We start from the raw sequence: 24,824 nt of genomic DNA on the forward strand, positions 1-24,824 counted from the left end.
GCGAAGAGATTTGCATGAGCACGATCCGTTGCGACATCGTCAGCGCCGAGCAGGAAATCTTCCGTGGCGAAGCGACCCTGGTCGTGGCCACCGGTGAGCTGGGCGAACTGGGCATCGCGCCCAAGCACGCGCCGCTGATCACCCGCCTGAAGCCGGGCAAGGTGGTGGTGACCACGCCGAACGGCGAGCAGCTGGATTTCGCCATTTCCGGCGGCATCCTGGAAGTGCAGCCGCAGGTGGTGACCGTGCTGGCCGACACCGCGATCCGCGCGCAGGACATCGACGAAGCCTCGGTCCGCAAGGCCAAGGAAGAAGCCGAGCGCATCCTGGCCAACCGCGGCGAAGCGATGGAAGTGGCTGAAGCCCAGCAGAAGCTGGCCGAAGCCGTCGTCCAGCTGCAGGCGCTGGAGCGCCTGCGCAAGAACCTCAAGCACTGAGGTTTCTCGCGCTGCATCCACGAGAACGCCGGCCCTGTGCCGGCGTTTTTGTTTGTGCGGGGTAGAGTGTCGGCTGGGCAGAGTCGACTGTCAGTCGACTATCGCGCGCAGCGCGGGATTTCCGCAGTCTGATGGAAGAGCAGTCGACCAACAGTCGACTCTACCGATCCCGATCCCAGCGCCGTATCAGCGGTAGACCACGTAGCGCATCAGCAGGAAGGAAACGCACGCCAGCCCGCCTTCCACCAGCGGCTTGGCGAGCCAGGTGTACTGCAGGCCCAGCGCGTGGTCGACCAGGCTCACCAGCAACGTGCTTGTCGCGGTCAGCAGCAGCCACAGCCCGAAGAAGCGTGAAAATCGACGCCAGCCAAGGCGCGCATCACCTGCGTTGGCAAAGGTGTAACGGCCGTTGAGCCAGAAGCCCAGCAGCATCCCGGCCAGGCGACCGGCAATGTTGGCAGGCACCACCGGCAGGCCCAGCGCGGTCGCGGTGACGAACACCAGCCAGTCGAGCAGCAGCTGCACGAGCCCGATGATGAGATAGGTGCTTCCCTGGCGGACGAGGCCCATCAGTGCGGTGAAGGAGGTGGGATGCACATGTTAACGGCCCGCGCTCTAGAATCATCGGCAACGAACCACGGACTGCCGTTTCCATGACCCAACCCCTGCACGTCATCATCCTCGCCGCTGGCGCGGGCAAGCGCATGAAGTCGGTGCTGCCGAAGGTGCTGCAGCCGATCGCCGGCCAGCCGATGCTGGCGCATGTGATCGATGCGGCCCGCGAACTGCAGCCCTCGGCGATCCATGTGGTCTTCGGCCATGGTGGTGAAGCGGTGCGCCAGCACTTCGCCGACCAGCCCGATCTGCAATGGGCTGAACAGGCACGGCAGCTGGGCACCGGCCATGCGGTGGCCCAGGCGATGCCGCAGGTGCCCGACGCCGCGCAGGTGCTGGTGCTGTACGGCGACGTGCCGCTGATCCGCGCGCAGACCCTGCGCGACCTGCTGGCGCAGCCGGGTCGCCTGGCGGTGCTGGTCGCCGATGTCGATGACCCGACCGGCTACGGCCGCGTGCTGCGCGATGCCGAAGGCAAGGTGGGCTCCATTGTCGAGCAGAAGGACGCTACCGACGACCAGCTGCGTGTGCGCACGATCAATACCGGCATCATTGCCGCCGAGTCGACCGCGCTGCGGCGCTGGCTGTCGCAGTTGTCCAACAGCAACGCTCAGGGCGAGTACTACCTGACCGACGTGTTCGCCTTTGCTGCGCACGAGTACACCCCGGCCGAAATGGCACTGGTGGCCGACGCGCAGGAAGCCGAAGGGGCAAACGATCCCTGGCAGCTTTCGCAGCTGGAGCGTGCCTGGCAGCGCCGCGCGGTACGGGCCCTGTGCGCGCAGGGCGCGCGCGTGCGTGACCCGGCACGAGTGGATATCCGTGGCACCGTCACCGTGGGCAGCGATGTGCTGATCGATGTCGACGTCGTTCTGGAAGGCCACATCGTGCTCGGCGACGGCGTCACCGTGGGCCCGTTCAACCGGCTGAAGGACGTCAATCTTGGCCCGGGCACCGAAGTGCGCGCGCATTGTGATCTTGAAGGCGTGGTCACCGAAGGCGCAGCACTGGTGGGACCGTTCGCGCGGCTGCGCCCGGGGACCGTGCTCGCCGACGGCGTGCACGTGGGCAACTTCGTCGAGACCAAGAAGGTCACCCTCGGTGTTGGCAGCAAGGCCAACCATCTGACCTACCTGGGCGATGCGGTGATCGGCAGCAAGGTAAACATCGGTGCCGGCACCATCACCTGCAACTACGACGGCGTGAACAAGTCGACCACCACCATCGGCGACAACGCCTTCATTGGTTCCAACAGTTCGCTGGTAGCGCCGGTGACCATTGGCGACAGTGCGACGATTGCCGCCGGTTCGGTCATCACCCGCGACGCCCCGGATGGCAAGCTGACACTGGCACGTGCACGACAGGAAACCATCGATGGCTGGAAGCGCCCGCTCAAGAAGTCCTGAGCCACGCATCCCGCATGCCGACGAACTCGGCATGCTGCCGGCAATTGAACAACGTGCCGGTGAACTGCTGAAGGGTCACCAGGCCTACCCGGTGTTTGCCGGGCATGGTCTGGACCTGCCGACGCTGCAGGATGGCCTTCAACGTGGCCAGTTGTGGGTGGTGGATGCGGCTGACGGTGGTATCGCGGGTTACCTGCTGGCCGGTGAACTCTGCGGTGAATTCCATGTGTTGCAGATGGACGTGGATCCCGCACACGCGCGGCGTGGCCACGGCCGCGCTTTGCTGCGCCATGCCTTGGCGCAGGCGAGGGCGGGAGGCTACGCGGCCGCGGTGCTGACCACGCTGTCCGATGTGCCGTGGAATGCGGCCTTCTATGCCAGCGAAGGATTCGACGTAGTGCCCGAGGCGCAGTGGAACGATGGCCTGCGCGCGGTGATGGCCGAAGAGGCTGCGCTCGGGTTCCCGATGCACCTGCGGGTGGCGATGCGGCAGGTTTGGTAGGTGCCGACCTTGGTCGGCACATCCGCGCATGGCGTGGACCTACCCGCTCAACCCACCGGCAACAGGATCGACACGCACAACCCGCCATCGCCGCGATTCTGCAGTGATACCCGGCCGCCATGCGCTTCCACGATCTCGCGGGTCAAGGCCAAGCCCAGCCCGGTGCCATTGCGCTTGGTCGAATAGAACGGCATCAGCGCATTCTGCAGCACCTGCTCGTTCATGCCCTTGCCGCGATCCAGTACGTCCAGGCGCAGCCACTGCGGCAGCCGCGTGAGTTGCACCTGTACGTCGTCGTTGGGCGGTTCTGCTTCGGCGCAGGCTTCGTGCGCGTTCTTCAACAGGTTCAGCAGTGCCTGCCCGAACTGGGCGATGTCGATGCGGCTGCTCAGTTCCTCGTCCGGCTCACGTTCCATGCCGAATGGGATCTGCTGGCGCAGGCTGGACAGGAAGGGGGCCCAGTGCACGGTCTGCAACTGCGGTTGCGGCAGCTTGGCAAAGCGCGCATAGCCGCGGATGAAGCCTTCCAGGTGGCGTGCACGATCCTCGATGGTGGTGAAGATCTCCGGCAGCCGGTCAAAGCGCTCACGCTGCACCAGTACACCGCCGGAGTGGGCCAGCGAGGCAATCGGTGCCAGCGAGTTGTTGAGCTCGTGGCTGATCACCCGGATCACCTTCTTCCAGGTCTGTACTTCCTGGCGGCGCAGCTCGGCGGTCAGCAGGCGCACCAGCAGCAGGTCGTGCGGACGACCATTGAGCTGGAAGGCGCGGCGCGAGAGGTGGTACACCTGCTCGTCGTCCTCATCGCCGTCCTCGCCCTCGGCATGCACCGCGAACAGGCTGTCGCCACCGCGGGCGATGGCATCGCGCAGCTCCACCGGCACCTGTTCCAGCACGTCCTCCAGGCGCTGGCCTTCCAGCTTCCAGCCGCCATGCAGCAGCTTGCGCGCAGCCAGATTGGAGAACACCACGCGGGCGATGCCATCACCGCCCGAGGCGATCAGCAGCATCGCCACCGGCGTGTTCTGCACCATCGTGTCCAGCAGAAGTTCGCGTTGCACCAGGCCCTGCCGCTGCGCACGCAGCACATCGCCCAGTTCGCGGTGTGCCTGCACCAGGTCGCCGAGCTCGTCATTGCCGGGCCAGTGCACGCCGAAGTTGTATTCGCCGTCGCGATAGCTGCTGGTGGTGCCCGCCAGGGCCCGCATCAGTGACCGCACCGGGGCGGTAGCGCGACGCAAGGTCCACCACATCAGCGACAGCAGGATCAACGCCGACACCGTGGTCACCACCCAGCCATGGTCCATCCAGTAGGCCAGCAGCCACGGCAACGCGGCGGCCAGCGCCAGCACCGGCAGCAGGCGCAGGAACAGGCGGAAAGTGAACGAGCGCCGTTTCATTCTCGCGGGATACCGTGGCGGTCCATGCGCCGGTACAGCGCCTGGCGGCTCAGGCCGAGTTCGGCGGCGGCCTGGGCGATGACGCCATGGTTGCGCGCCAGTACCTCTTCGATGCGCGCGCGGTCGGGGTCATTGCCCGCACTGGGGGCCGGGCGCGGTGCTGCGGCTGCGCGCGGCAGATTGAGATCGGCCACTTCAATGCGGTTGCCGGTGGCCAGCAGTTCGGCGCGCTGGATCACGTTGCGCAGTTCGCGCACGTTGCCTGGCCACGGGTGCCGCTGCAGGGCGGCGGTGGCGGCGCTGGACAGGGGCTTGCCAGCGGTCAGGAAGCGCTCGGCCAGCGGCACGATGTCGCCCGGGCGATCGGCCAGCGGCGGCAGCACCAGTTCCACCGTGTTGAGGCGGTAATAGAGGTCTTCGCGGAAGGTGCCGTCGCGGATCATCGCCGGCAGGTCGGCATTGGTCGCGCTGACCACGCGGACCTTGACCTGGCGTTCGCGGTTGGAGCCCAGGCGCTCGAAGCGGCCGGTTTCCAGCACACGCAGCAGCTTCATCTGCCCGCCCAGCGACAGGTTGCCGATCTCATCCAGGAACAGGGTGCCACCATCGGCGGCCTCGAACTTGCCTTCGCGTGCCTTGTTGGCGCCGGTATACGCACCGGCCTCGGCACCGAACAGTTCGGCCTCGATCAGTTCCGAAGGCAGCGCGCCACAGTTGACCGCCACGAATGGACCCTTGGCCACCAGGGAATTGGCCTGGATGATCTGCGCGATCTTCTCCTTGCCGGCACCGTTCGCGCCGGTGATCAGTACCGGCAGTTCCGAGCGTGCGACCTGGCAGGCGAGAGCGATGACGCGCTCGCTGGCGGGGTCGGCGAAGACCGCGCCGCACAGGTCGTACTTCTCTTCCAGCGCATTGCGCTGGCGCAGTTCACGGCTGCGGCGCCGGTCCAGTTCGCGGCGCGCCTCGGACAGTTCCAGCAGGTTGTTGACCGTGGTCATCAGCTTGCGGTCGTCCCAGGGCTTGGCCAGGTAGTCGGCCGCACCGGCCTTGACCAGATCCACCGCGCTGCTGAGGTGGGTCCAGGCGGTCAGCAGGATCACCGGCAGATCGGGATGGCGCGCGCGGATCTGCGCGAACAGGGCCTCGCCTTCTTCGCCGGAGGTGGTGTCCTCGCTGAAGTTCATGTCCTGGATCACCAGGTCGACCGGCTGCGACTCCAGCAGGGCCAGCCCTTCGGACGGGCTCTGCGCCTGCAGGGTGTCGATGTCGTGCAGGGAGAACAGCACGTCCAGCGCGGTACCCACGCTGGCGTTGTCGTCGATGATCAGGATCGCAGGCATCAAGCGGTTCTGCAGAAAGGGATGGGCGGCGCCGTTGGAGCCGTTCGTGTCCACGCACCGGGAGAGCCCGGCGCCACCCATCAAGCATAGCCAAACCCGTGGCTGTGCAGGAGCGGCCCTCGGGGAAGGCCGGAGGCCGGGCCATCGACACGGCCCGGCCTGTCTGGAGCGGAGCCTCAGGTGCCCCGGGTGGCGACCGCCGGCGGGACAGCCGCAGCCCGGCGGGCCGGGCCGAACACGGCGATCTGGCCCAGTGCCCACAGCAGCAGTGCACCCAGCGGCAGGTACAGCAGCGGCATGCGCGGCAGCTCGTACAGATTCATCAAGGCCAGATTGATCGCGTAGGCCGCCAGCATGCCCAGCACGATGCCCAGCGTGGCCAGCAGGAAGTTCTCGGTCTGGAAGTAGCGCAGGATCTGCCCGCGGGTCGCGCCCAGCGCACGGCGGATGCCGATCTGCTTGCTGCGCTGCTGCACCCAGAAGCTGGCCAGGCCGATGATGCCCAGCGCGGTGACCACCAGCAACGAGACGCAGACGGTGATCAGCAGGCCGACCATCGCGCGGTCGTTCTTGAAGTAGTCCTTGCGCTGATCCTCGTAGGTCTCCTTCTCGCGCACCAGTCGATTGGGGTCATTGCGTTCAAGCGCGGCGATCGCACCCTTGAGTACTTCCTCGCGCCGTTCCGGGGCGGTACGCAGCACATAGGGGCCCTGGGTGAAATCAGTTCGCACCGGCAGCACCATCGACAGCGTGGTGTTGTTGTTGTAGTCGGTGGGCGTTGCCAGTGCGGCGACGATGCCGACCACGTGCAGCGGCTGCTTGCCCATGTAGAACGTCTTGCCCAGTGCATTCTCGCCCGGGTACAGCTTGTCAGCGAGGGTGCGGCTGATGATCACCGAGGACGCCGTATTGGACGAGGCGTTCTTCTGTGCGTCCTCGAAGTTGCTGTACTCGCTGGACTGGAAGTCACGGCCGGCGGTCAGCTGCAGTCCAAGCGTGGGCAGTCCGCCTTCGCCGAACATGTACATGGTGACGAAGGCGGTCGGACGCTCCTGCTCCTGTTTAAGCGAAACGCTGGTATTGGAGGAGTTCGGGCGGAACGGCAGCTGGTTGACCTTGGCTGCGGCAGTCACGCCGGGCACCGCACGCAGGGCAGACAGGTCTTCCAGAGTGCGGGACTGACCGTTGGTCTGCTTGCCGATGCCGCTGACCCGGACGAACACCAGTTCGTTCTCGGCCAGGCCGCTGGTCTGGCTGATCCGTTCCACGCGCTGGGTGACCAGGAACAGGGCGTTGCAGACGATGGCGCAGGTCAGGGCGACTTCCAGCACGATCAGGGCGGCGGCCGTCTTGTGCCGGCGCAGGGTGCTGAGGATGGGGCGGATATCCATGGGAGGTCCTCGTACTCGTGCTTACTGCGACTTGAGCTGGATGGCCGGGGTGACCTGCATCGCGCGCCAGGCGGGCAGGAAACCGGCGGCGAGACTGGCGAACAGGGTCAGGCCGATGGCCAGCAGCAGCATGCTGCCGTCCAGGTGGGCGAGATCCGCGTAGTCCACGGGTTGCTGGCGTACCGCGTACAGTCCAAGCAGGGCCAGGCCGATGCCGAGCACACCGCCGGCAACGCCGATTGCACCAGCTTCCACCAGGCACTGCAGGAAGATCTGCCCCCGGCTGGCGCCGAGGGCGCGACGCACGCCGATTTCGCCGCTGCGGCGCAGGAACTTGGCCAGCAGCAGGCCCACCGTGTTGACCAGGCAGACGCCGAGGAAGCCCAGTGCCAGCCACATCTGCAGGCGCACGTCGCTGGGCACGGCGTTCTTGAACGTCAACCACTCCATTACCGGGCGAAGCCGCACGTTGGTGGGACGCTCGAAACGCCCTGCTGCGCGCTGCTGGTCCGAGTAGTTGACCAGGTAGCTGCGGTAGTCCTCGACCTTGGCAGGGTCCAGCTCTACCCAGTACTGGATCCAGCTGCACGGCGCGCTGATCGAGTTGCTGCTGCCATCGGGATTCTCGCCAAAGCAGTTCATGTTGCCGTTGCTGCCGAACTCCAGGTCCATCGCGGTCGAGAACGGCACCAGCAGGTCTTCATCCTTGCCGTAGTTGCCGGTGGTCAGATCGAAGAAGTGGGGTTCGGGGTTCCACTTCTTCATCACGCCGATCACCCGCAGTGAATGGCCACTCAGGCGGATCTCGCGACCCGTGCTGTCGGCACCCTGGAACAGTTTGTCGTTGATCGCTTTCGACAGCACCACCACGCGGCTGCGGCTCTCATCGTCGCTGCTGCTCCAGGCGCGCCCGTACTGCATCGGCACGTCGAACATCGGGAAGAAATCAGCCGACGTCCAGCGCGTATCCACCGAGAACGGCTTGAGCGTGCTGAGCTCCGGTTCCACCGTGCCGCCGCCCGCACTCATCATCGCCTGGCGGACGCCGCGCTTCTCGCGCAGCAGGGTCTCGGCATCGCGCCGGGTCATCTGTTCCTCAGGCTCCTCACCCGGGGTATAGCCGCCACGCGGACGCGGCTCGACCTGCACATAGAACAGCTGGTCACTCTTGCCGGGAATCGGGTCACCGGACAGCACGTGGAACACGGTCAACGTGGTCATCGAGGCGCCGATGCCGAGCGCGATGGCAACCACCATCAACGCGGTCAGTACCTTGTTGCGGCGGAAGCTGCGCACCGCCAATCGGGCGTAGTAGGCGAACATGGTCGGGCCCTCACTCGTTGACGGCGACAATGTGGCGCGGCGGGGTGGCCAGCACCGGCTCGCGCACCAGGTCGGTCACCTGGCCATCGACGATGTGCACGTTGCGCTGCGCGCGCGCGGCCAGTTCCGGATCGTGGGTGACCATCACGATGGTGGTGCCGGCAGCGTTGATCTCTTCCAGCAGTTCCATCACGCCGCGGGCCATCTGTGTGTCCAGGTTGCCGGTCGGTTCGTCGGCCAGCAGCAGGCGCGGGCTGCCGGCAAGCGCACGCGCAATGGCCGCGCGCTGCTGCTGGCCACCCGACAGTTCATTCGGATAATGCTTCATGCGCGAGCCGAGGCCGACCTGGCTCAGCGCCTTCTCGATACGTTCGCGGCGCTCGTTGGCGCTCATCTTCCGATAGCGCAGCGGCACGTCGACGTTGTCGAACAGGTTCAGGTCGGGGATCAGGTTGAAGCCCTGGAAGATGAAACCGATCTTCTGGTTGCGCAGGCGGCTGCGGGCATCATCGCCCAGCGTGCTCACGTCCTGGCCGTCAAGCATGTAGGTGCCGCTGGTGAAGGTTTCCAGCAGGCCGGCGATATTGAGGAAGGTGGTCTTGCCGGAGCCTGACGGGCCGGTGACGGCGACGAACTCACCTTCCTTGACCTGCAGTTCCAGCGAGCGCAGTGCGTGGGTTTCCACCTGTTCGGTGCGGAAGACCTTGGCGACCGAACGCATTTCGAGCATGTACATGGGGTGTCCTCTCTCCAGGATTCAGGTATCAGGTATCAGTTGACGGAGACGCGTTCGGCGTCCTTGAACAGGTCGCTGCCAGAGACCACGATGCGGTCGCCCGGCTGCACACCCGACTTGATTTCCACTTCGCCCAGGCTGCTGACGCCCAGTTCCACCGGACGCCGCACTGCGGTGCGGCCATCCATCACGTAGGCGATGCCGTTGCCCTGTTCGACGAACGGGCCGCGCTCGACCTTCAGCACGTCCTTGCGGGTGTCGAGCAGCACGCGCACCGACATCCGCTGGCTCTGGCGCAGGCCTTCCGGCTGCGCGCTGGCGAAGCGCACGCGGGCGTTGACCTCGCCGTTGACCACTTCCGGCGACACCGCACTGATCTCGCCCGGGAACGGCTTGCCGTTGCCGCCGGTCAGCTGCGCCGGCATGCCGATCGCCAGGTCGCGAGCGAAGCTCTCCGGCACCTTGATCTCGACCTCGAACTTGGACAGGTCGACCACGCCCAGCACGGGCGCATTGGCGGCCAGGTTGGTGGACTGGACGGCCTGCACCTGGCCGACCTGGCCGTCGAACGGTGCGCGCAGGGTCAGCGCGTCCACCTGGCGCTGCACCTCGGCCACCACCGCCTTCTGGCGGTCGGCCAGCAGGCGCTTGTTGCGGGCGTCCAGGTCCGCGCCCTGGCTCTGCAGGCGGGCATCGGTGGTGGCGTTGGCCAGGGTGATATCGGCCTTCTTCAGCGAGTCCTTGGCCTTGGCCAGATCGATCTGCGGTACTGCACCGCCGTCGTAACCGCGCTGGTAGCGCTGCAGGTCGCGGTCGGCGGCCTGGCGCTCGATGGTGGCCTGGTCGGTTTCCTTGCGCGACTTGGCGCGGGCCAGGGTGGCGTCCAGCGCGGCGCGGCTGGCCTCGGCTTCCAGGCCGGCCAGGGTGGCCTGCTCCTGGGCCAGCTTGCTGCGCAGTTCCGGGCTGTCGATGACCGCCAGCTCCTGGTCCTTCTTGACCACGTCACCGGCAACGACTTTCAGGTCCACGGTACCGGCCGAGATGGCGTACAGGATCGGGCTGTTGGCGGCGATCACGCGGCCGTCGGCGGCGATGTCGCGGACCAGGTCACCGCGCTTCACTTCGGCGATGCGCACGCGGCTGCTGTCGTAGGAGCGGCTGGCGTTGGACCAGGCGTACACGGCCCAGCCGATGCCGGCCAGCAGCGCGATGGCGCCCAGTGCCGGCCAGCGGTAACGCTGCCAGTTGGCGCGGGTGGTGCCGGCCGGGGCGGAGGAAACGATCTGGTCCTGTGCGGAGGTGTCGCGGATCATCGGGTGCGTGCCTGACGGTGGTAGTGGGTACCAAGCACGTAGCGTGCCAACTTTATTTCCTTGTGGGTCAATGGGTTGGGAGGCGCCCTGAAGTGTCCGGGTGTCCGCGGACACCTTTCCGGACACTTTCATTAAGCGGACAGGAGGGGGAGCGCGGGCCCGCAGGCTAGAATGCGGCGATCGTCTTCAAGGAAACGCGTGACATGTGTGGAATCGTGGGTGCGATCGCTGATCGCGACGTAGTGCCGGTGCTGATCGAAGGCCTGAAGCGCCTTGAGTACCGTGGTTACGATTCCTCGGGCATCGCGGTGATCGACCATGCCGAACGGCCGGATGTGCGCCGCGTGCGTCGTACCGGCCGTGTGTCGGAAATGGCCACTGCGGCCGAGGCCGAGGGCTTCAATGCAGTGCTGGGCATCGGCCACACCCGCTGGGCCACCCATGGTGGTGTCACCGAGGCCAACGCGCATCCGCACATCAGCCACGGCGTGGCGCTGGTGCACAACGGCATCATCGAAAATCACGAGGAGCAGCGCGAGAAGCTGCGTGCCCTGGGTTACACCTTCGAGTCGCAGACCGACACCGAAGTCATCGCGCACCTGATCCATCACCACCTGAAGGACGGCGACGACCTGCTGGTGGCGCTGCAGCATACGGTGAAGGAGCTGACCGGTGCCTACGCACTGGCCGTGGTCAGCCGCGCGGAGCCGGAACGCTTCGTCTGCGCGCGCATGGGCTGCCCGCTGCTGATCGGCCTGGGCGAGGGCGAGAACTTCGTGGCGTCCGACGTTTCGGCGGTGATCTCGGCCACCCGCAAGGTGATCTTCCTGGAAGAGGGCGACACCGCGGAGATCCGCCGCGACGGTGTGCGTATCTTCGATGAGCATGACCAGCCGATCGAGCGCGAGGTGCACCTGTCCGACGTATCGCTGGCATCGCTGGAGCTGGGCCCGTACCGCCACTTCATGCAGAAGGAAATCCACGAGCAGCCGCGCGCGCTGGGCGACACCATCGAGGCAGCGATCGACGCCGGTGGTTTCCCGGCCGAACTGTTCGGCAAGAATGCCGAGGCCGTGCTGTCAGGCATCGAAGGCGTGCAGATCATCGCCTGCGGCACCAGCTATTACGCCGGCCTGACCGCGCGCTACTGGATCGAAGCCATCGCCGGGCTGCCGTGCAGCGTGGAGATCGCCAGCGAGTACCGCTACCGCGCCGCGTATGCCAACCCGAAGCACCTGATCGTCACCATCTCCCAGTCCGGCGAAACGCTGGATACGATGGAAGCGCTGAAGTACGCCAAGTCGCTGGGCCACAAGCACACGCTGTCGATCTGCAATGTGCCGGAAAGCGCGATTCCGCGCGCCAGCGAGCTGGTCTGCTACACCCGTGCCGGCGCCGAGATCGGCGTGGCGTCGACCAAGGCCTTCACCACCCAGCTGGCCGCACTGTTCCAGCTGACCGTGGTGCTGGGCAAGCTGCATGGCCGCATCGACGCGGCGCAGGAAGCGGACTACCTGGAGCAGCTGCGCTTCCTGCCGGGCAGCGTGCAGCACGCGCTGAACATGGAGCCGCAGATCGCCGCCTGGGCCGAGCGTTTCGCGCGCAAGAGCAGCGCACTGTTCCTGGGTCGTGGCCTGCATTACCCGATCGCGCTGGAAGGCGCGCTCAAGCTCAAGGAAATCTCCTACATCCACGCCGAGGCCTATCCGGCGGGCGAGCTGAAGCATGGCCCGCTGGCGCTGGTGGACGAGGACATGCCGGTAGTGGTGATCGCGCCCAACGACAGCCTGCTGGAGAAGGTGAAGTCGAACATGCAGGAAGTACGCGCGCGCGGCGGCGAGCTGTTCGTATTCGCCGACCAGGACAGCAATTTCAACGAGTCCGAAGGCGTGCATGTGATCCGTACGCCGCGCCATGCCGGCGTGCTCAGCCCGATCGTGCACACCATCCCGGTGCAGCTGCTGGCGTACCACACCGCACTGGCACGTGGCACCGACGTGGACAAGCCGCGCAACCTGGCCAAGAGCGTGACGGTGGAGTAACTCCGCCGGAACCGCTGGAAGCTGCATGCGAAAGGGGCCCCACGTGGGCCCCTTTCGTTTGCGCCGGTGGTCGTGCCAAGTGGGACAGCCGCCGGGTGTTCTGTCCGCCGTCGGCAGCAGGCAATCAATCTTTAATGCGCGGCATCGCCTGTATTCAGCGGCGGTTTCAGCCGCGGTGCCATTCTCTGGATCGTCAGTTGGTTCCCACGACGAACTGTCCTATCGATGCCGGTAGTGACCGATGGTCGCAGTCGTAGAATCGATTTGACCGAGGGCCGGGTTGAGCGGTTGAACCCACCTCGTTCGCGTTGCAGCACGTCGTCTGCCGATCCATTTCCACCGGCAGCCGGGTGCGCCAGACGTGCGCTGAAAGGTCTGTTCCCGGGGAGGGGGCGTATCGGAAGAGCACACTTTTTTGACTTCAGTGACCTGCACCAGGAAACAAGAATGAACGTCCGCGAACTCCTGCAATCCAAGAAAGAAGCTGTCATCACCATCGACGCCGAAGACACTATCGGTGCCGCCGCCCACAAGATGAGCGCGAACAAGATCGCTGCGCTGGTGGTGATGAAGGACGATGCCCCGGTCGGCATCATTTCCGAGAAGGACATCGTGCGCACCCTGGCCGACGACGGCCCGCAGGCCGGCCGCCGGGTGATCTCCAGCCTGCCGTCCACCGGCCTGGAAGGTATTGCGCCGGAAGCGACCCTGAAGCAGGCCATGTCGCTGATGACATACTCGCGGCGCCGTCATCTGATGGTCACCGAAGGCACCCTGCTGGTGGGCATCCTCAGCCTGGGCGACATCGTGAAGAACCTGCTGGGCGAGCTGGAGCTGGAAAAGGCCGTGCTGCAGGACATCTACATGGCCGCCCACTGAGGGCTGGACCCTTGGATGCAGAGAAGCCGGGCATTGCCCGGCTTCTTCGTTCACGGCTTCGGTGATATCAGAAAGTGACCTTCACCGAATCGGCGCTGTAGTTCGCCGGACCGTGATAGACCACTTCGATGTTGTTGCCATCCGGATCGAGCACAAAGGCGCCGTAGTAGCCGGGATGGTAGGGGCGCTCGCCGGGCGCGCCGTTGTCCTTGCCTCCGGCGGCGATGGCCGCGGTGTGGAAGGCATCGACGGTGGCGCTGTCGCGTGCCTGGAAGGCCAGATGGTGGCGCCCGGTCAGCTGGCCGGCGGCGGCCTCGCTGCTGGCGCTGGAAATGAACAGCTCATCGGCCCAGAAGTAATCCTCGCCTTCGCCGGCGATCGGGATGCCGATCGTATCGAACACCGCCTGGTAGAAGCGCCGGCTGGCGGCCAGGTCGCGCACCACCAGCTGGATGTGGTCGATCAGGCGGCCACGGTGCAGTTCCATCGTTTCCATACGAACCTCGCAAAAAAGGGGACGGAGGGGATTAAGTCGCTTCCAGCCAATAGTGCCAGAAACGACTTAATCCCCTCCGTCCCCTTTTTGGGTCAGACGTTGGCGATGATCTCGACCCAGTAGCCGTCCGGGTCCTTGATGAAGGCCAGGTTCTTCATGCGGCCGTCGGTCAGGCGCTTCTGGAAGGTCACGCCCAGGTCCTCGAAGCGCTGGCAGGCGGCTTCGATGTCCGGCACGGACACGCAGATGTGGCCGAAGCCGCGCGGGTCGCTGTTGCCGTCGTGGTAGACCGCGCCGTCCTGGGTTTCGGTGCCGTGGTTATGGGTCAGTTCCAGCACGCCCGGCAGGCCGGCCATCCACACGCGGCGCTGGCTGTCGTCTTCCGGCACCACCGCGCCGGCCGGTACGTAGGCCAGGAAGTACAGGCTGAACTGGGCTTCGGCGAAGTCGCGCTTGTCGATCAGCTGGTAGCCGAGCACGCGGGTGTAGAAGTCCAGCGAGGCGGTGATGTCCTTCACCCGCAGCATGGTGTGGTTGAACACGAAGCCGGTGGTCTCAGCCGGGGCCTGGGCGGCGACGCCGGGGACATCGCGCAGGGCGGGAATGGTCATGGGGGAGGTCCTTCAGACAGGGCCGTTGCTGGCCGGATGGGGCCATTCTACCGGCCGTCACCTGACGGCACCGCGACGTACAATGGGCGGATCGCACCGTTCCGTTCTGAGCATTGCCCGCCATGTCGCAGCGTGAATGGGTGGCTGCCGCCATCCGCAAGATCGAAGCCGATTTCAACCGTTCCGCCGATACCCACCTTATCCCGCTGGCGCTGCCCGGGTTCGCGGGCATCGATGTGTACCTGAAGGATGAATCGAGCCATCCCACCGGCAGCCTCAAGCACCGGCTGGCGCGCTCGCTGTTCCTGTATGCGTTGACCAACGGCTGGCTGCGCGAAGGACGGCCGGTGATCGAGGCCTCCAGCGGCTCGACCGCCGTCTCCGAAGCCTATTTCGCGCGCCTGCTGGGGGTGCCGTTCATCGCGGTGATTCCGGCCACGACCTCGCCGGAGAAGATCGCCGCCATCGAGTTCCACGGGGGCCGCTGCCACCTGGTCGAGCGCGCCTGCGAACTCAACGGTGAATCGGAGAAGCTGGCCCGCGAAACCGGTGGCCACTTCATGGACCAGTTCACCTATGCCGAGCGGGCGACCGACTGGCGCGCCAACAACAACATTGCCGAGTCCATCTTCAAGCAGATGGCCGAGGAGCCCAGCCCGGTTCCGGAATGGATCGTGTGCAGCCCCGGTACCGGCGGTACTGCGGCCACGCTGGGCCGCTATGTCAGCTACCGCCGGCACGACACCCGCATCCTCTGTGCAGACCCGGAAGTGTCGGTGTTCTTCGACGGTTACCAGGCCGCCGTGGCCGGTGAGCAGGACTGGCGTGGCCTGACCTGCAGTGGTGGTTCGCGCGTGGAAGGCATCGGCCGGCCGCGGGTGGAGCCGAGCTTCATCCCGACCAGCGTCGATGCGATGGTGAAGGTGCCCGACGCGCTGAGCCTGGCCGCGATGCGCCATGTCAGCCGCCAGCTCGGCCGCCGTGTCGGTGGCTCCACCGGCACCAACTTCATCGGTGTGCTGCAGGCCGCGCAGTGGATGCGAGACGCGGGCCACCAGGGCAGCATTGTCAGCATCCTGTGCGACAGTGGCGAGCGCTACGCGCAGAGCTATTACGACCCGGCGTGGTACGCGCGCCAGGGCATCGATGTCGACGGCGCCGATGCACAGCTGGCAGCGGCGGTGGCTGGGCAGGGACTGCCCGAACTGCCGTGGTGCAGCCTGGAAGCGTTGTAGCCGGCAGGCGTTTCCGCCGGGCCATGCCCGGCGAGCGCAGCGGTGTGTCGTACCCCGATCAATACCCCGCCGCGGTGAACGCATCCAGCACTGCATCTCGCAGCGCATCGGGCAAGGCCTCGATGTCCATCGCGCGATCATCCAGATGCAGGCTTGGGTCCAGGATGCTGGCACGGCCCTGGGCCAGCGCCTGCAGCCACAGCAGCACGCAGATCACGAACTCGCGCTCATGGCCCAGCCGTAGCTGGCTGGCGCCACGTTCGATCACCTCGAACGGGTACCACTCCTGGGCATCGTTGAACATGCCGCCCTGCTGCAGCACTGCCTGCAGTTGCTGCAGGTGACGCGGGGCGTCGTCGCCGGCATCGCACAATGCGGCGATCCAGGTCAGTTCGGCCGGGCTGGCAGACAATGCCAGTGACCGGGCCGGTGAGGCGGATGCAACTGCAGCCAGACCTTCCATGTAGGGCCTCGTTCGGTGCGTACCGCTGCGGACTCCCCCGCAGCCAGAGCTTCAGCGCGGGACCGTAAGGCCGACGTGAATGCCGGGCCGTGCCCCCTTGTCAGCCCCGCCTGCCAGCGCCATATCTTGCATGCTGCCCGCCCGCCGGGCCCGTACCCTGGAGATCTACCGTGACCGTTGCCAACCCCCTGCTCGATTTTTCCGGCCTGCCGCGCTTCGAGGCCATCCGCCCCGAGCACGTGGCGCCGGCGCTGGACGTGCTGCTGGCCGAGGCCGAAGCCGCCGTCAGCGCGGCCGAGCAGGTGCAGCCGGTGCGCTGGGAGACCTTCGTTGCCCCGCTGGACGATGCCACCGAGCGGCTGTGGCGCGCCTGGGGCCTGGTCGGCCACCTGCAGGGCGTGGTCAACACCCCGGAACTGCGTGAGGCCTACAACAGCAACCTGCCGCGGGTGACCCGCTTCGCCAGTGCGCTGGGCCAGAACCTGGCGCTGTACCGCCAGTACCAGGCACTGGCCGCCAGCGCGGAGGCCGCGGGCTTCGACGAGGCCCAGCGCAAGGTGCTGGACAACACGCTGCGTGACTTCCGCCTTGGCGGTGCCGAGCTGGCGCCCGAGGCACAGCAGCGCTTCGCGGCGATCAAGGAGGAGCTGTCGGCACTGTCGGCGAAGTTCTCGCAGAACGTGCTCGACGCTACCGACGCGTGGTCGCTGATCATCGAGGACGAAGCGCGACTGAACGGCCTGCCGGAAGACGTGAAGGCCGCCGCGCATGCCGCAGCACAGAAGGACGGCAAGTCTGGCTGGAAACTGACCCTGCAGATGCCGTGCTACCTGCCGGTGCAGACTTGGGGTGAGGACCGCGACCTGCGCGAGATCCTGTACCGTGCCAGCGCACAGCGTGCGTCCGAATTCGGCGATGACACGCTGGACAACAGCGGCAACATCGACCGCATCCTCGCCCTGCGCGCGGAACTCGCCGCACTGCTCGGCTTCGGTTCGTATGGTGACTATTCGGTGGCCACCAAGATGGCGCAGGACCCGGCCGAGGTGCTCGGTTTCCTGCGTGACCTGGCCTCGCGCGCCAAGCCGTTCGCGGCCAAGGACCGTGCTGAACTGGAACAGTTCGCACGCGAGCAACTCGGTATCGACAGCCTGCAGGCCTGGGACCTGGCATTCGCTGCCGATCGCCTGAAGCAGGCGCGTTACAGCTATTCCGAACAGGAAGTGAAGCAGTACTTCACCGAACCGAAGGTGCTGGGCGGCCTGTTCTCGGTGATCGAGCAGCTGTACGGCCTGCGCGTGCAGGAGGACAGCGCGCCGGTGTGGCACGAGGATGTGCGCTTCTTCCGCCTGGTCGATGCGCAGGGCGGGCTGGTGGGCCAGTTCTACCTGGACCTGTACGCGCGCGAAGGCAAGCGCGGTGGCGCGTGGATGGATGATTGCCGTAACCGCCGCGAGCGTGCCGACGGCAGCGTGCAGACGCCGCTGGTCTACCTGGTGTGCAACTTCGGCCGTGGTGCCAACGGCAAGCCGGCGACCTTCAGCCACAACGAAGTAACCACGTTGTTCCATGAGATGGGCCACGGCCTGCATCAGCTGCTGACCCGCATCGGCGAACTGGGTGTGGCCGGCATCAACGGCGTGGAATGGGACGCGGTGGAGCTGCCCAGCCAGTTCATGGAGAACTTCTGCTGGGAATGGGACCACCTGCAGGGCATGACCGCGCATGTGGAAACGGGTGAGCCGCTGCCGCGCGCGCTGTACGAGCGCATGCTGGCCGCACGCAATTTCCATAGCGGCATGGCGACCGTTCGCCAGCTGGAGTTCGGCCTGTTCGACATGCTGCTGCACAGCCAGTTCGAGCCGGCGCAGGACAGCGTTCTGGCACTGCTCGATCGTGTGCGCGCGGAAGTGGCGGTGAACCACCCGCCGGTCTGGAACCGCTTCCCGCATCAGTTCAGCCACATCTTCGCCGGCGGCTACGCAGCCGGTTACTACAGCTACAAGTGGGCCGAGGTGCTGAGCGCCGATGCCTATGCGGCGTTCGAGGAAGCACCGCAGGCGCTGGCTGAAACCGGCGCGCGCTTCCGCGAAGAGATCCTGTCGCGCGGTGGCAGCCGCCCGGCGGCGGAGAACTTCAAGGCCTTCCGCGGCCGCGCACCGCAGATCGACGCGCTGCTGCGCCACTCGGGCATGGCGTAAGGTGTTTGGTAGGTGCCAACCTTGGTTGGCACGTTACCGTTATCCACGCATGGCGTGGATCTATCGGAATGTTCGGACATGGCGTAACGCCTTGGTAGGCGCCAACCTTGGTTGGCGAAAAGCCCAGGCCAACCAAGGTTGGCCTCTACCGGGCGTCGCGCCTTGGGGTCATTCGGCGTAGATCATCTTCCGGGTCATGCCACCGTCCACGATGAAGTCCTGGCCGGTGGTGAAACCGGACAGCGACGACAGCAGGTACACCGCCAGTGCACCGATGTCTTCGGGGCGGCCGACCCGGCCGACCGGGTGTTGCGCATGGTCGATGGCTGAGTATTCCGGCGCGTGGCGCCGTGAGGGGGCCTGCCACGCAGTGGTGCCGATCCAGCCGGGGCTGATGCTGTTCACCCGCACCGCCGGGCCGGCGCTGATCGCAAGTGCATGGGTGAAGGCCACCAGCCCACCCTTGGCTGCCGCGTAGGCTTCGCTGTGTGCTTCGGATTGCCAGGCGCGGGTGGAGGCGATGTTGATGATCGCACCGGCGGCGCTGGCGATCAGTGCTGGCAACGTGTGCTTGCTGCACAGGAATGCACCGTGCAGTGACGACAGCCGGCGCTGCCACTCGTCCCAGTCCATATCCTGCAACCCTGTGCCGTGTGGACCGGCGATGCCCGCGTTGTTCACCAGTCCGTCGATACGGCCGAAACGCTGCTGGGCCACGGCGATGAAGTCGCGCACGCTGGCTTCGTCGGTGATGTCCAGGCGCTGGAACGCGGCATCCTCGCCGCGCGGCCATTCCGCCAGACACGCTTCTCCGGCCTCCACGTCCAGGTCGCCGATCAGCACGCGTCCACCGGCACCAAGTACGGCCTGGGCAATACCACGGCCGATGCCGTTGGCACCGCCGGTGACCAGCACAACCTTGCCCGACAGTGGCGCGGCCGGCCATGCGGCGATCGGCGGCACCGTGCTCACGTCAGGTCTTCGCCGCGCAGGCGGCGATGCCAGCCGTCCACACCGATGCGGTCCAGGGTCTGGATGTTGCGCTCGACGATCACGTCCGGGTCCGGATAGACATCCACCGCGCGTGCCACGCTGTCTTCGCGCAGCAGGTGCAGGGTGGGGAAGGGTGCGCGGTTGGTGTAGTTGCTGGCGTCGTCCGCGGCCACGCCATCGAACTGGTAGTCCGGGTGGAAGCTGGCCACCTGCAGGATGCCCTGCAGGTCCAGTGCCTCGATCGCCGCATCGGCGTTGTCGAGGAAATCGTTGTAGTCGAGGAAATCGGTCAGCACCTGCGGATGCACGATCAGCGTCGTGTCGATCTGCTCGGCCGGCGTATCGCGCAGCAGCACCAGCTCCTCGGCCAGCTGTTCAACCAGCGCTTCCGGCGTGGTCGCATCGCTGAGCACGATGCGGACCTGGTCCTTCACGTACACCGCCTTGGCGAACGGGCACAGGTTCAGGCCGATGACGATGCGCTCCAGCCACAGGCGGGTGGCGGCGATCGGGTCATCGGTGGGCAGGTGGGAATCGGTCATGGCGGGCACGTGGGCTGGCGGGGCCGCCATTGTAGGCAGTGTGCCGGTGCTGCGCTGTCCACTGTGCAGGAACTGGACAGTGGCGAAGCTGGAAATTCCTGAAGATTCAAACCGTTGCGCGCTACCGATGGATGGCCGATTGCCAGTCCGGGGCGACCGGCGTGGAATGGATGCACGACACAGGAGGACACCCATGACTGCATCTTCCCCGTGGCTGCCGGACGCCCTCTGGGCCGGCGCCTTCTTTGATGGCCACTGGCAGGCTGCCCCGCAACGGCACCCGGTGATTGAACCGGCCACTGGCCGGGAGCTGGGCGAGATCGGCCTGGCCGACCCGGCGCAGATCGCGCGTTCGGCGGCTGCCGCGGCACAGGCGCAGCAGGCTTGGGCGGCGGCGCCCTACGAACAGCGTGCCGACGTGCTGCGCAAGGCCGCGCGTCTGGCCGAAGAAAACATCGACACCCTGGTCGAGTGGCTGGTGCGCGAAAGCGGCTCGACCCGCCTGAAGGCCGGCTTCGAGGCCAAGGTGACGATCAAGGCGCTGCACGAGGCCGCCGCACTGCCGTCGCGCAGCACGGGTGAGATCCTGCCCTCCGAGCCGGGCAAGCTGAATCTGGCGCGGCGCCGCCCGCTGGGTGTGGTCGGGGTCATTTCGCCGTTCAACTTCCCGCTCTATCTGGCGATGCGTGCGGTGGCCCCGGCGATCGCGCTGGGCAACGCTGTGGTTCTCAAGCCGGACCCGCGTACGGCAGTGTGTGGTGGCGCGGTGATCGCACGCCTGTTCGAGCAGGCGGGCCTGCCGGCAGGCGTGCTGCACATGCTGCCCGGCGATGGCGCGGCCGGGGCTGCGCTGACCAGTGACCCGCACGTGGCGATGATCCAGTTCACCGGTTCCACCGCCGCCGGGCGCAAGGTCGGCGAAGCGGCGGGCAAGCACCTGAAAAAGGTTTCGCTGGAGTTGGGTGGCAAGAATTCGTTGATCATCCTGGACGATGCGGACCTGGACCTGGCGGTGGCCAACACCGCGTGGGGCGTCTACCTGCACCAGGGCCAGATCTGCATGGCGACCGGCCGCGTGCTGGTGCACCGGAAGATCCACGACACGTTCCTGCAGAAACTGGTGGCCAAGGCCAACGCGCTGAAGGTAGGCGACCCGGCACGTGAGGACGTGGCGATCGGCCCGCTGATCAATGCTGGCCAGCGCGACCATGCTGCACGCGTGGTCGAGCAGGCGGTGCAGGCCGGTGCCACGCTGGAAGCGGGCGGCACGCACCGGGAGCTGTTCTTCGCACCCACCGTGCTCGGCAACGTTGCGGCCGACAATCCGGCCTTCAGCGAGGAGATCTTCGCGCCGGTAGCGGTGGTGGTGCCGTTCGACGATGACGACGAAGCCGTGCGCCTGGCCAACGACAGCGAGTACGGGCTGTCGATGGCGATCGTGTCCAGCAACGTCGGCCGCGCGCTGAAGATCGGCGAGCGCCTGCGTACCGGTCTGCTGCACATCAACGACCAGACCGTGAATGACGAGGTGATCAACCCCTTCGGCGGCGTCGGCGCGTCCGGCAACGGCACCAGCATCGGTGGCCCGGCCAACGGCGAGGAGTTCACCCAGTGGCAGTGGTTGACCGTCAAGGGCGAAGCGCCCGCATACCCGATCTGATCGAAGGAGCCATCACGATGAACGACAACAACGCAACGCGTGAGATCACCGCCGCCGTGGTACGCGGCAAGGAGCAGCCCTTCGTCATCGAGCAGGCGACGCTGCGCGGTCCCCAGGACGACGAGGTGCTGGTGAAGGTGGTGGCCACCGGCCTGTGCCATACCGACCTGATCGTGCGCGATCAGTACTATCCGGTGCCGCTGCCGGCGGTGCTGGGCCATGAGGGGGCGGGCATCGTCGAAGCGGTTGGCCCGAACGTGCGCGACCTCAAGGCGGGGGATCACGTGGTGCTGACCTACGGCGCCTGTGGTCACTGCAATCCCTGCCGGGGGGGACACGGTGCTTACTGCAGGGATTTCTTCGCCCTGAACTTCGGTGGCGATGATGGCCACGGCCATACCGCGATCACCGATGCGCAGGGCCAGCCGCTGCACGATCATTTCTTCGCCCAGTCCTCGTTTGCCACCTACGCGCTGGCCCGCGAGATCAATGCGATCAAGGTGCCTGATGACGCACCACTGGAACTGCTGGGCCCGCTGGGGTGCGGCATCCAGACCGGTGCCGGTGCGGTGCTCAACTCGCTGCAGGTGCGGTCGGGCAGCAGTTTTGCAAGCTATGGTGCCGGTGCGGTGGGCCTGAGCGCGGTGATGGCGGCCAAGGTGGCCGGGGCCACCACCATCATTGCCATCGACGTGGTGCCTTCGCGCCTGGAGCTTGCTCTGGAGCTGGGGGCCACCCACGTGGTCAACAGCCGGCAGACCGATGTGGTCGAGGCGGTGCGTGCGATCACGGGTGGGGGTGCTGACTTCGCGCTGGAATCAACCGGTCGTCCGGACGTGCTGTCCGCTGGCATCGAAGCGCTCGGTGGGCTGGGCATGATGGGCGTGGTCGGTGCGCCGAAGCTGGGCACCACCGCCAGTTTCGATGTGAACAACCTGCTGCTCGGCGGTCGCAGCATCCGCGGCATCGTCGAGGGCGACAGTGTGCCGCAGGTGTTCATTCCGCAGCTGGTGACCCTGTTCCAGCAGGGACGCTTCCCGTTCGACAAACTGGTGAAGTTCTATCCGCTGGAACAGATCAACCAGGCCGCCGAAGACAGTACCCGTGGCATTACCCTGAAGCCGGTGCTGCGCATCGCGGCGTAGTTTCCCTTGTTGGTAGTGCCGGCCGCTGGCCTGCATGGGGCAGATCCGTTTTCCATAACGGCTCTGCCCCTTTGTTTGAACGCGTCTTGAAACGGAAACGCTCCGTTGCCGAGACGTAACATGGCGTTGCCGCTGGCGGGTGTACGCTGCGTCCATGATGGCCACGACAGTCGGGCAGCAACAACTGGTGGCGGCACGTGCCGCTTTCGCCGACGGCGATGCGCGCTCATTGGGCGTGTTGCCGCTGCCGCTGCAGCAGTCATGGCTGCGTTCGCGCGCGGCGGGCCTGCAGCCGGGGCAGGAGCCGGACTATCGGCCGCTGCTGGGCGATGGCCGCCATCTGTCCCATCCCGATGACCGGCGCCTGGCGCGTTGCGTGCAGCCGGAGCTGGAACAGCTCTGGGCGGCCTTCGGTGGGCGTGGCTGGACGATGTTCTGCGCCAACCGCGACGGCATGGTGATCGCCCAGCAGGCCCACGGGCTGGAAGATGCTCCCTTGCTGCGGCCGATCCAGGTCGGGCGACAGCTGGGCGAGACCGAGATCGGCACCACCGCGCCAGCGGTCAGCCTGGCCGACGATGTGCCGGCACTGGTGCGCGGCAACGAACACTACCTGCAGCGGTTCGCGCCGGTGTTCTGCCTGAGCGAGCCACTGCACGATCTCGACGGTCGGGTCTGCGGAGTGATCGACATCACCGGTCTTGGCGAGCGCGATCCCGCGCTGCTGCAGGGCTATTTCCGGCAGGCTGCGCTGGCTAGCGAAAATCGCTTGTTCCACAGCCTTACCGACGTACACCTGCTGGCCGTGCAACATGATCCGCGCTGGCTGGCGTCACCGCTGCAGGGACTGCTGGCGGTGCAGGAGGATGGCCAGCTGCGTGCAGCCAACCGCGTTGCACGGCGCCTGCTGGGCCTGCCACGGCGCGGGCCGTTGCCGCTGCTGGGTCTGGAAGCGCTGTTTGCCGGTGCCAGTGCGGCGCAACGGCGTCGGCTGCTGCAACCGGGCGCAGCGCATCGGGTCCGGCTGGGCGAGGGCCGTGCGGTCTACCTGCAGCGTCTGCAGGGGCCGCGGGGCGCGGCGCACCGGTCTACTGTGCGAAGCACCCCGGCAGATCCAGGCGCGCCGCTGCTGCGTGACCAGCAGCGTGAGGTCGCGCGTCGCGCGGCCCTGGCCGCTGACGGCAACCTCAGCCTGGCCGCACGCCAGTTGGGAATCTCGCGTACCACGCTGTACAAGCTGCTGCGCGATTGACCGCGTAGTCCACCGGGCAGGGCCCGGCGGGGGCATCAGTCGCGGAAGTTGTTGAACTGCAGCGGCAGCTCGAACTTGCCGGCCTTGAGTACGGCGATGGCGTCCTGCAGATCGTCGCGCTTCTTGCCCTGCACGCGCAGCTTGTCGCCGTTGATCTGGCTTTCCACCTTCAGCTTGGCGTCCTTCAGTGCCGCCGCGATCTTCTTGGCGATCTTCTGCTCGATGCCCTGCTTGACGGTGATCTTCTGCCGGGCCTGGGCCAGGTTGGTTTCGATGTCGCCGAACTCCAGGTTGAGCACGTCGATGCCGCGCGCGGCCAGGCGTGCGCGCAGGATGTCGTTCATCTGCTTGAGCTGGAACTCGGTCGGCGCAGTCTGGTTGATGACATCGCCATCGCGTTCGAACTTGGCGTCCACGCCCTTGAAGTCGAAGCGGGTGGCCAGTTCGCGGTTGGCCTGGTCGATGGCGTTGGTCAGCTCGTGGGTGTCGACTTCGGACACGACGTCGAAGGAAGGCATGGGCGAGGCTCCGCAGGATTCAGTGGTGGCCATTCTATCGTGCCGGCCTGCATGCCCGCTTTGTAGAGTCGAGATCCTATGTTCGTGGTCAAGCCTGCTGGAAGCAGGCTTGACCCACCTTCAGCATGGCCGGATCGAAGTCCCGGCCGCTTTTGAAGACACCCCAGGCGATCCTGGCCAGCTTTCTGGCCAGGATGTTGAAGACGGCGGTGCTGGGGTGACCGCGTTTTGACAGCTCGTCGTAGAGCGGTTGCCCCCGACGACACCGCTTGAGCCCCATGGCGGCCATGTAGAGCATCTGGCGCAGCACTGGCGCGCCCT

General features: G+C 66.3%; 22 protein-coding genes and 2 pseudogenes. 10 read left to right on the forward strand and 14 right to left on the reverse strand.

Annotation, left to right across the window (positions count from 1 at the left end; all coding sequences use genetic code 11):
• Positions 1-14: 14 nt before the first annotated feature.
• On the forward strand, positions 15-437 hold the full coding sequence (locus V3B48_RS05765; protein ID WP_005419509.1) for a F0F1 ATP synthase subunit epsilon: 423 nt from the start codon (positions 15-17) through the stop codon (positions 435-437).
• 186 nt (positions 438-623) lie between these two features.
• Here the strand turns inward: V3B48_RS05765 and V3B48_RS05770 are convergent, their stop codons facing one another.
• Positions 624-1,007, reverse strand: coding sequence for a GtrA family protein (locus V3B48_RS05770; protein ID WP_121504337.1), 384 nt, complete (start codon positions 1,005-1,007; stop codon positions 624-626).
• An 83-nt stretch (positions 1,008-1,090) separates the two neighbouring features.
• Here V3B48_RS05770 and glmU point away from each other — a divergent pair, with 83 nt between their 5' ends.
• Together glmU and V3B48_RS05780 are read left to right on the forward strand one after the other, a co-directional pair.
• Positions 1,091-2,458: a bifunctional UDP-N-acetylglucosamine diphosphorylase/glucosamine-1-phosphate N-acetyltransferase GlmU gene (gene glmU, locus V3B48_RS05775; protein ID WP_329893371.1), complete on the forward strand. Its 1,368-nt coding sequence runs from the start codon at positions 1,091-1,093 to the stop codon at positions 2,456-2,458.
• Positions 2,427-2,960: a GNAT family N-acetyltransferase gene (locus tag V3B48_RS05780; RefSeq protein ID WP_032129042.1), complete on the forward strand. Its 534-nt coding sequence runs from the start codon at positions 2,427-2,429 to the stop codon at positions 2,958-2,960. The genes glmU and V3B48_RS05780 overlap by 32 nt, the downstream gene beginning before the upstream one ends.
• A gap of 47 nt (positions 2,961-3,007) precedes the next feature.
• On the opposite strand, the pseudogene V3B48_RS05785 reads toward V3B48_RS05780, so the two are convergent.
• From V3B48_RS05785 to V3B48_RS05810, 6 genes and pseudogenes are all read right to left on the reverse strand, one after another.
• Positions 3,008-4,432, reverse strand: a pseudogene (locus V3B48_RS05785) (HAMP domain-containing sensor histidine kinase); the annotation flags it as partial.
• On the reverse strand, positions 4,357-5,703 hold the full coding sequence (locus V3B48_RS05790; protein ID WP_032129058.1) for a sigma-54 dependent transcriptional regulator: 1,347 nt from the start codon (positions 5,701-5,703) through the stop codon (positions 4,357-4,359). The gene V3B48_RS05790 and the pseudogene V3B48_RS05785, both read right to left, overlap by 76 nt.
• 176 nt (positions 5,704-5,879) lie before the next feature.
• Entirely contained in the window at positions 5,880-7,094 is a 1,215-nt protein-coding gene (locus tag V3B48_RS05795) for an FtsX-like permease family protein (protein WP_285301738.1), read from the reverse strand.
• 21 nt (positions 7,095-7,115) lie between these two features.
• Positions 7,116-8,417: an ABC transporter permease gene (locus V3B48_RS05800; RefSeq protein WP_329893372.1), complete on the reverse strand. Its 1,302-nt coding sequence runs from the start codon at positions 8,415-8,417 to the stop codon at positions 7,116-7,118.
• A 10-nt stretch (positions 8,418-8,427) separates the two neighbouring features.
• On the reverse strand, positions 8,428-9,153 hold the full coding sequence (locus tag V3B48_RS05805) for an ABC transporter ATP-binding protein (RefSeq protein WP_032129038.1): 726 nt from the start codon (positions 9,151-9,153) through the stop codon (positions 8,428-8,430).
• A gap of 35 nt (positions 9,154-9,188) precedes the next feature.
• Complete coding sequence (locus tag V3B48_RS05810; protein ID WP_049399200.1) at positions 9,189-10,466, reverse strand: efflux RND transporter periplasmic adaptor subunit; 1,278 nt, start codon at positions 10,464-10,466, stop codon at positions 9,189-9,191.
• 203 nt (positions 10,467-10,669) lie between these two features.
• Between V3B48_RS05810 and glmS the strand changes: the two genes are divergently transcribed.
• Both glmS and V3B48_RS05820 read left to right on the forward strand, forming a co-directional pair.
• Positions 10,670-12,508, forward strand: a complete 1,839-nt coding sequence (glmS, locus tag V3B48_RS05815) for a glutamine--fructose-6-phosphate transaminase (isomerizing) (RefSeq protein ID WP_049399202.1) — start codon at positions 10,670-10,672, stop codon at positions 12,506-12,508.
• Positions 12,509-12,955: 447 nt separating this feature from the next.
• Entirely contained in the window at positions 12,956-13,387 is a 432-nt protein-coding gene (locus V3B48_RS05820) for a CBS domain-containing protein (protein ID WP_006394252.1), read from the forward strand.
• A 67-nt stretch (positions 13,388-13,454) separates the two neighbouring features.
• Here the strand turns inward: V3B48_RS05820 and V3B48_RS05825 are convergent, their stop codons facing one another.
• Positions 13,455-13,883, reverse strand: a complete 429-nt coding sequence (locus tag V3B48_RS05825; protein WP_032129035.1) for a VOC family protein — start codon at positions 13,881-13,883, stop codon at positions 13,455-13,457.
• 92 nt (positions 13,884-13,975) lie between these two features.
• Positions 13,976-14,494 (reverse strand): lactoylglutathione lyase, encoded by a 519-nt coding sequence (gloA, locus tag V3B48_RS05830; RefSeq protein WP_071228879.1) that lies wholly within the window; start codon positions 14,492-14,494, stop codon positions 13,976-13,978.
• 122 nt (positions 14,495-14,616) lie between these two features.
• Here gloA and V3B48_RS05835 point away from each other — a divergent pair, with 122 nt between their 5' ends.
• Entirely contained in the window at positions 14,617-15,729 is a 1,113-nt protein-coding gene (locus V3B48_RS05835; protein WP_285301735.1) for a PLP-dependent cysteine synthase family protein, read from the forward strand.
• Between the two features lie 58 nt (positions 15,730-15,787).
• On the opposite strand, the gene V3B48_RS05840 is transcribed toward V3B48_RS05835, so the two are convergent.
• Positions 15,788-16,192 (reverse strand): hypothetical protein, encoded by a 405-nt coding sequence (locus V3B48_RS05840; RefSeq protein ID WP_032129032.1) that lies wholly within the window; start codon positions 16,190-16,192, stop codon positions 15,788-15,790.
• 170 nt (positions 16,193-16,362) lie between these two features.
• On the opposite strand from V3B48_RS05840, the gene V3B48_RS05845 reads away from it, so the two are divergent.
• On the forward strand, positions 16,363-18,393 hold the full coding sequence (locus V3B48_RS05845; RefSeq protein WP_329893373.1) for a M3 family metallopeptidase: 2,031 nt from the start codon (positions 16,363-16,365) through the stop codon (positions 18,391-18,393).
• Positions 18,394-18,561: 168 nt separating this feature from the next.
• Here V3B48_RS05845 and V3B48_RS05850 read toward each other — a convergent pair whose 3' ends face one another.
• Both V3B48_RS05850 and V3B48_RS05855 read right to left on the reverse strand, forming a co-directional pair.
• Entirely contained in the window at positions 18,562-19,365 is an 804-nt protein-coding gene (locus tag V3B48_RS05850; protein WP_329893374.1) for an SDR family oxidoreductase, read from the reverse strand.
• Positions 19,362-19,928: a DUF1415 domain-containing protein gene (locus tag V3B48_RS05855; RefSeq protein ID WP_032129027.1), complete on the reverse strand. Its 567-nt coding sequence runs from the start codon at positions 19,926-19,928 to the stop codon at positions 19,362-19,364. Before V3B48_RS05855 ends, V3B48_RS05850 begins: the two co-directional genes overlap by 4 nt.
• Before the next feature lie 193 nt (positions 19,929-20,121).
• Between V3B48_RS05855 and V3B48_RS05860 the strand changes: the two genes are divergently transcribed.
• The 3 genes from V3B48_RS05860 to V3B48_RS05870 all read left to right on the forward strand — a co-directional run bounded on the left by V3B48_RS05860 (position 20,122) and on the right by V3B48_RS05870 (position 23,985).
• Positions 20,122-21,588: a benzaldehyde dehydrogenase gene (locus tag V3B48_RS05860; protein WP_032129026.1), complete on the forward strand. Its 1,467-nt coding sequence runs from the start codon at positions 20,122-20,124 to the stop codon at positions 21,586-21,588.
• Between the two features lie 17 nt (positions 21,589-21,605).
• Positions 21,606-22,733: an NAD(P)-dependent alcohol dehydrogenase gene (locus V3B48_RS05865; protein WP_329893375.1), complete on the forward strand. Its 1,128-nt coding sequence runs from the start codon at positions 21,606-21,608 to the stop codon at positions 22,731-22,733.
• Positions 22,734-22,890: 157 nt separating this feature from the next.
• Positions 22,891-23,985 carry a helix-turn-helix domain-containing protein gene (locus tag V3B48_RS05870; RefSeq protein ID WP_329893376.1) on the forward strand — a complete coding sequence of 365 codons (1,095 nt, stop codon included), beginning with the start codon at positions 22,891-22,893 and terminating at the stop codon, positions 23,983-23,985.
• A gap of 35 nt (positions 23,986-24,020) precedes the next feature.
• On the opposite strand, the gene V3B48_RS05875 is transcribed toward V3B48_RS05870, so the two are convergent.
• Both V3B48_RS05875 and V3B48_RS05880 read right to left on the reverse strand, forming a co-directional pair.
• On the reverse strand, positions 24,021-24,503 hold the full coding sequence (locus tag V3B48_RS05875) for a YajQ family cyclic di-GMP-binding protein (protein WP_329893377.1): 483 nt from the start codon (positions 24,501-24,503) through the stop codon (positions 24,021-24,023).
• An 88-nt stretch (positions 24,504-24,591) separates the two neighbouring features.
• Positions 24,592-24,824, reverse strand: a pseudogene (locus tag V3B48_RS05880) (IS110 family transposase); the annotation flags it as partial.

Source organism: Stenotrophomonas sp. SMYL20 (genome assembly GCF_036320045.1).
Lineage (GTDB): Bacteria > Pseudomonadota > Gammaproteobacteria > Xanthomonadales > Xanthomonadaceae > Stenotrophomonas > Stenotrophomonas maltophilia_A.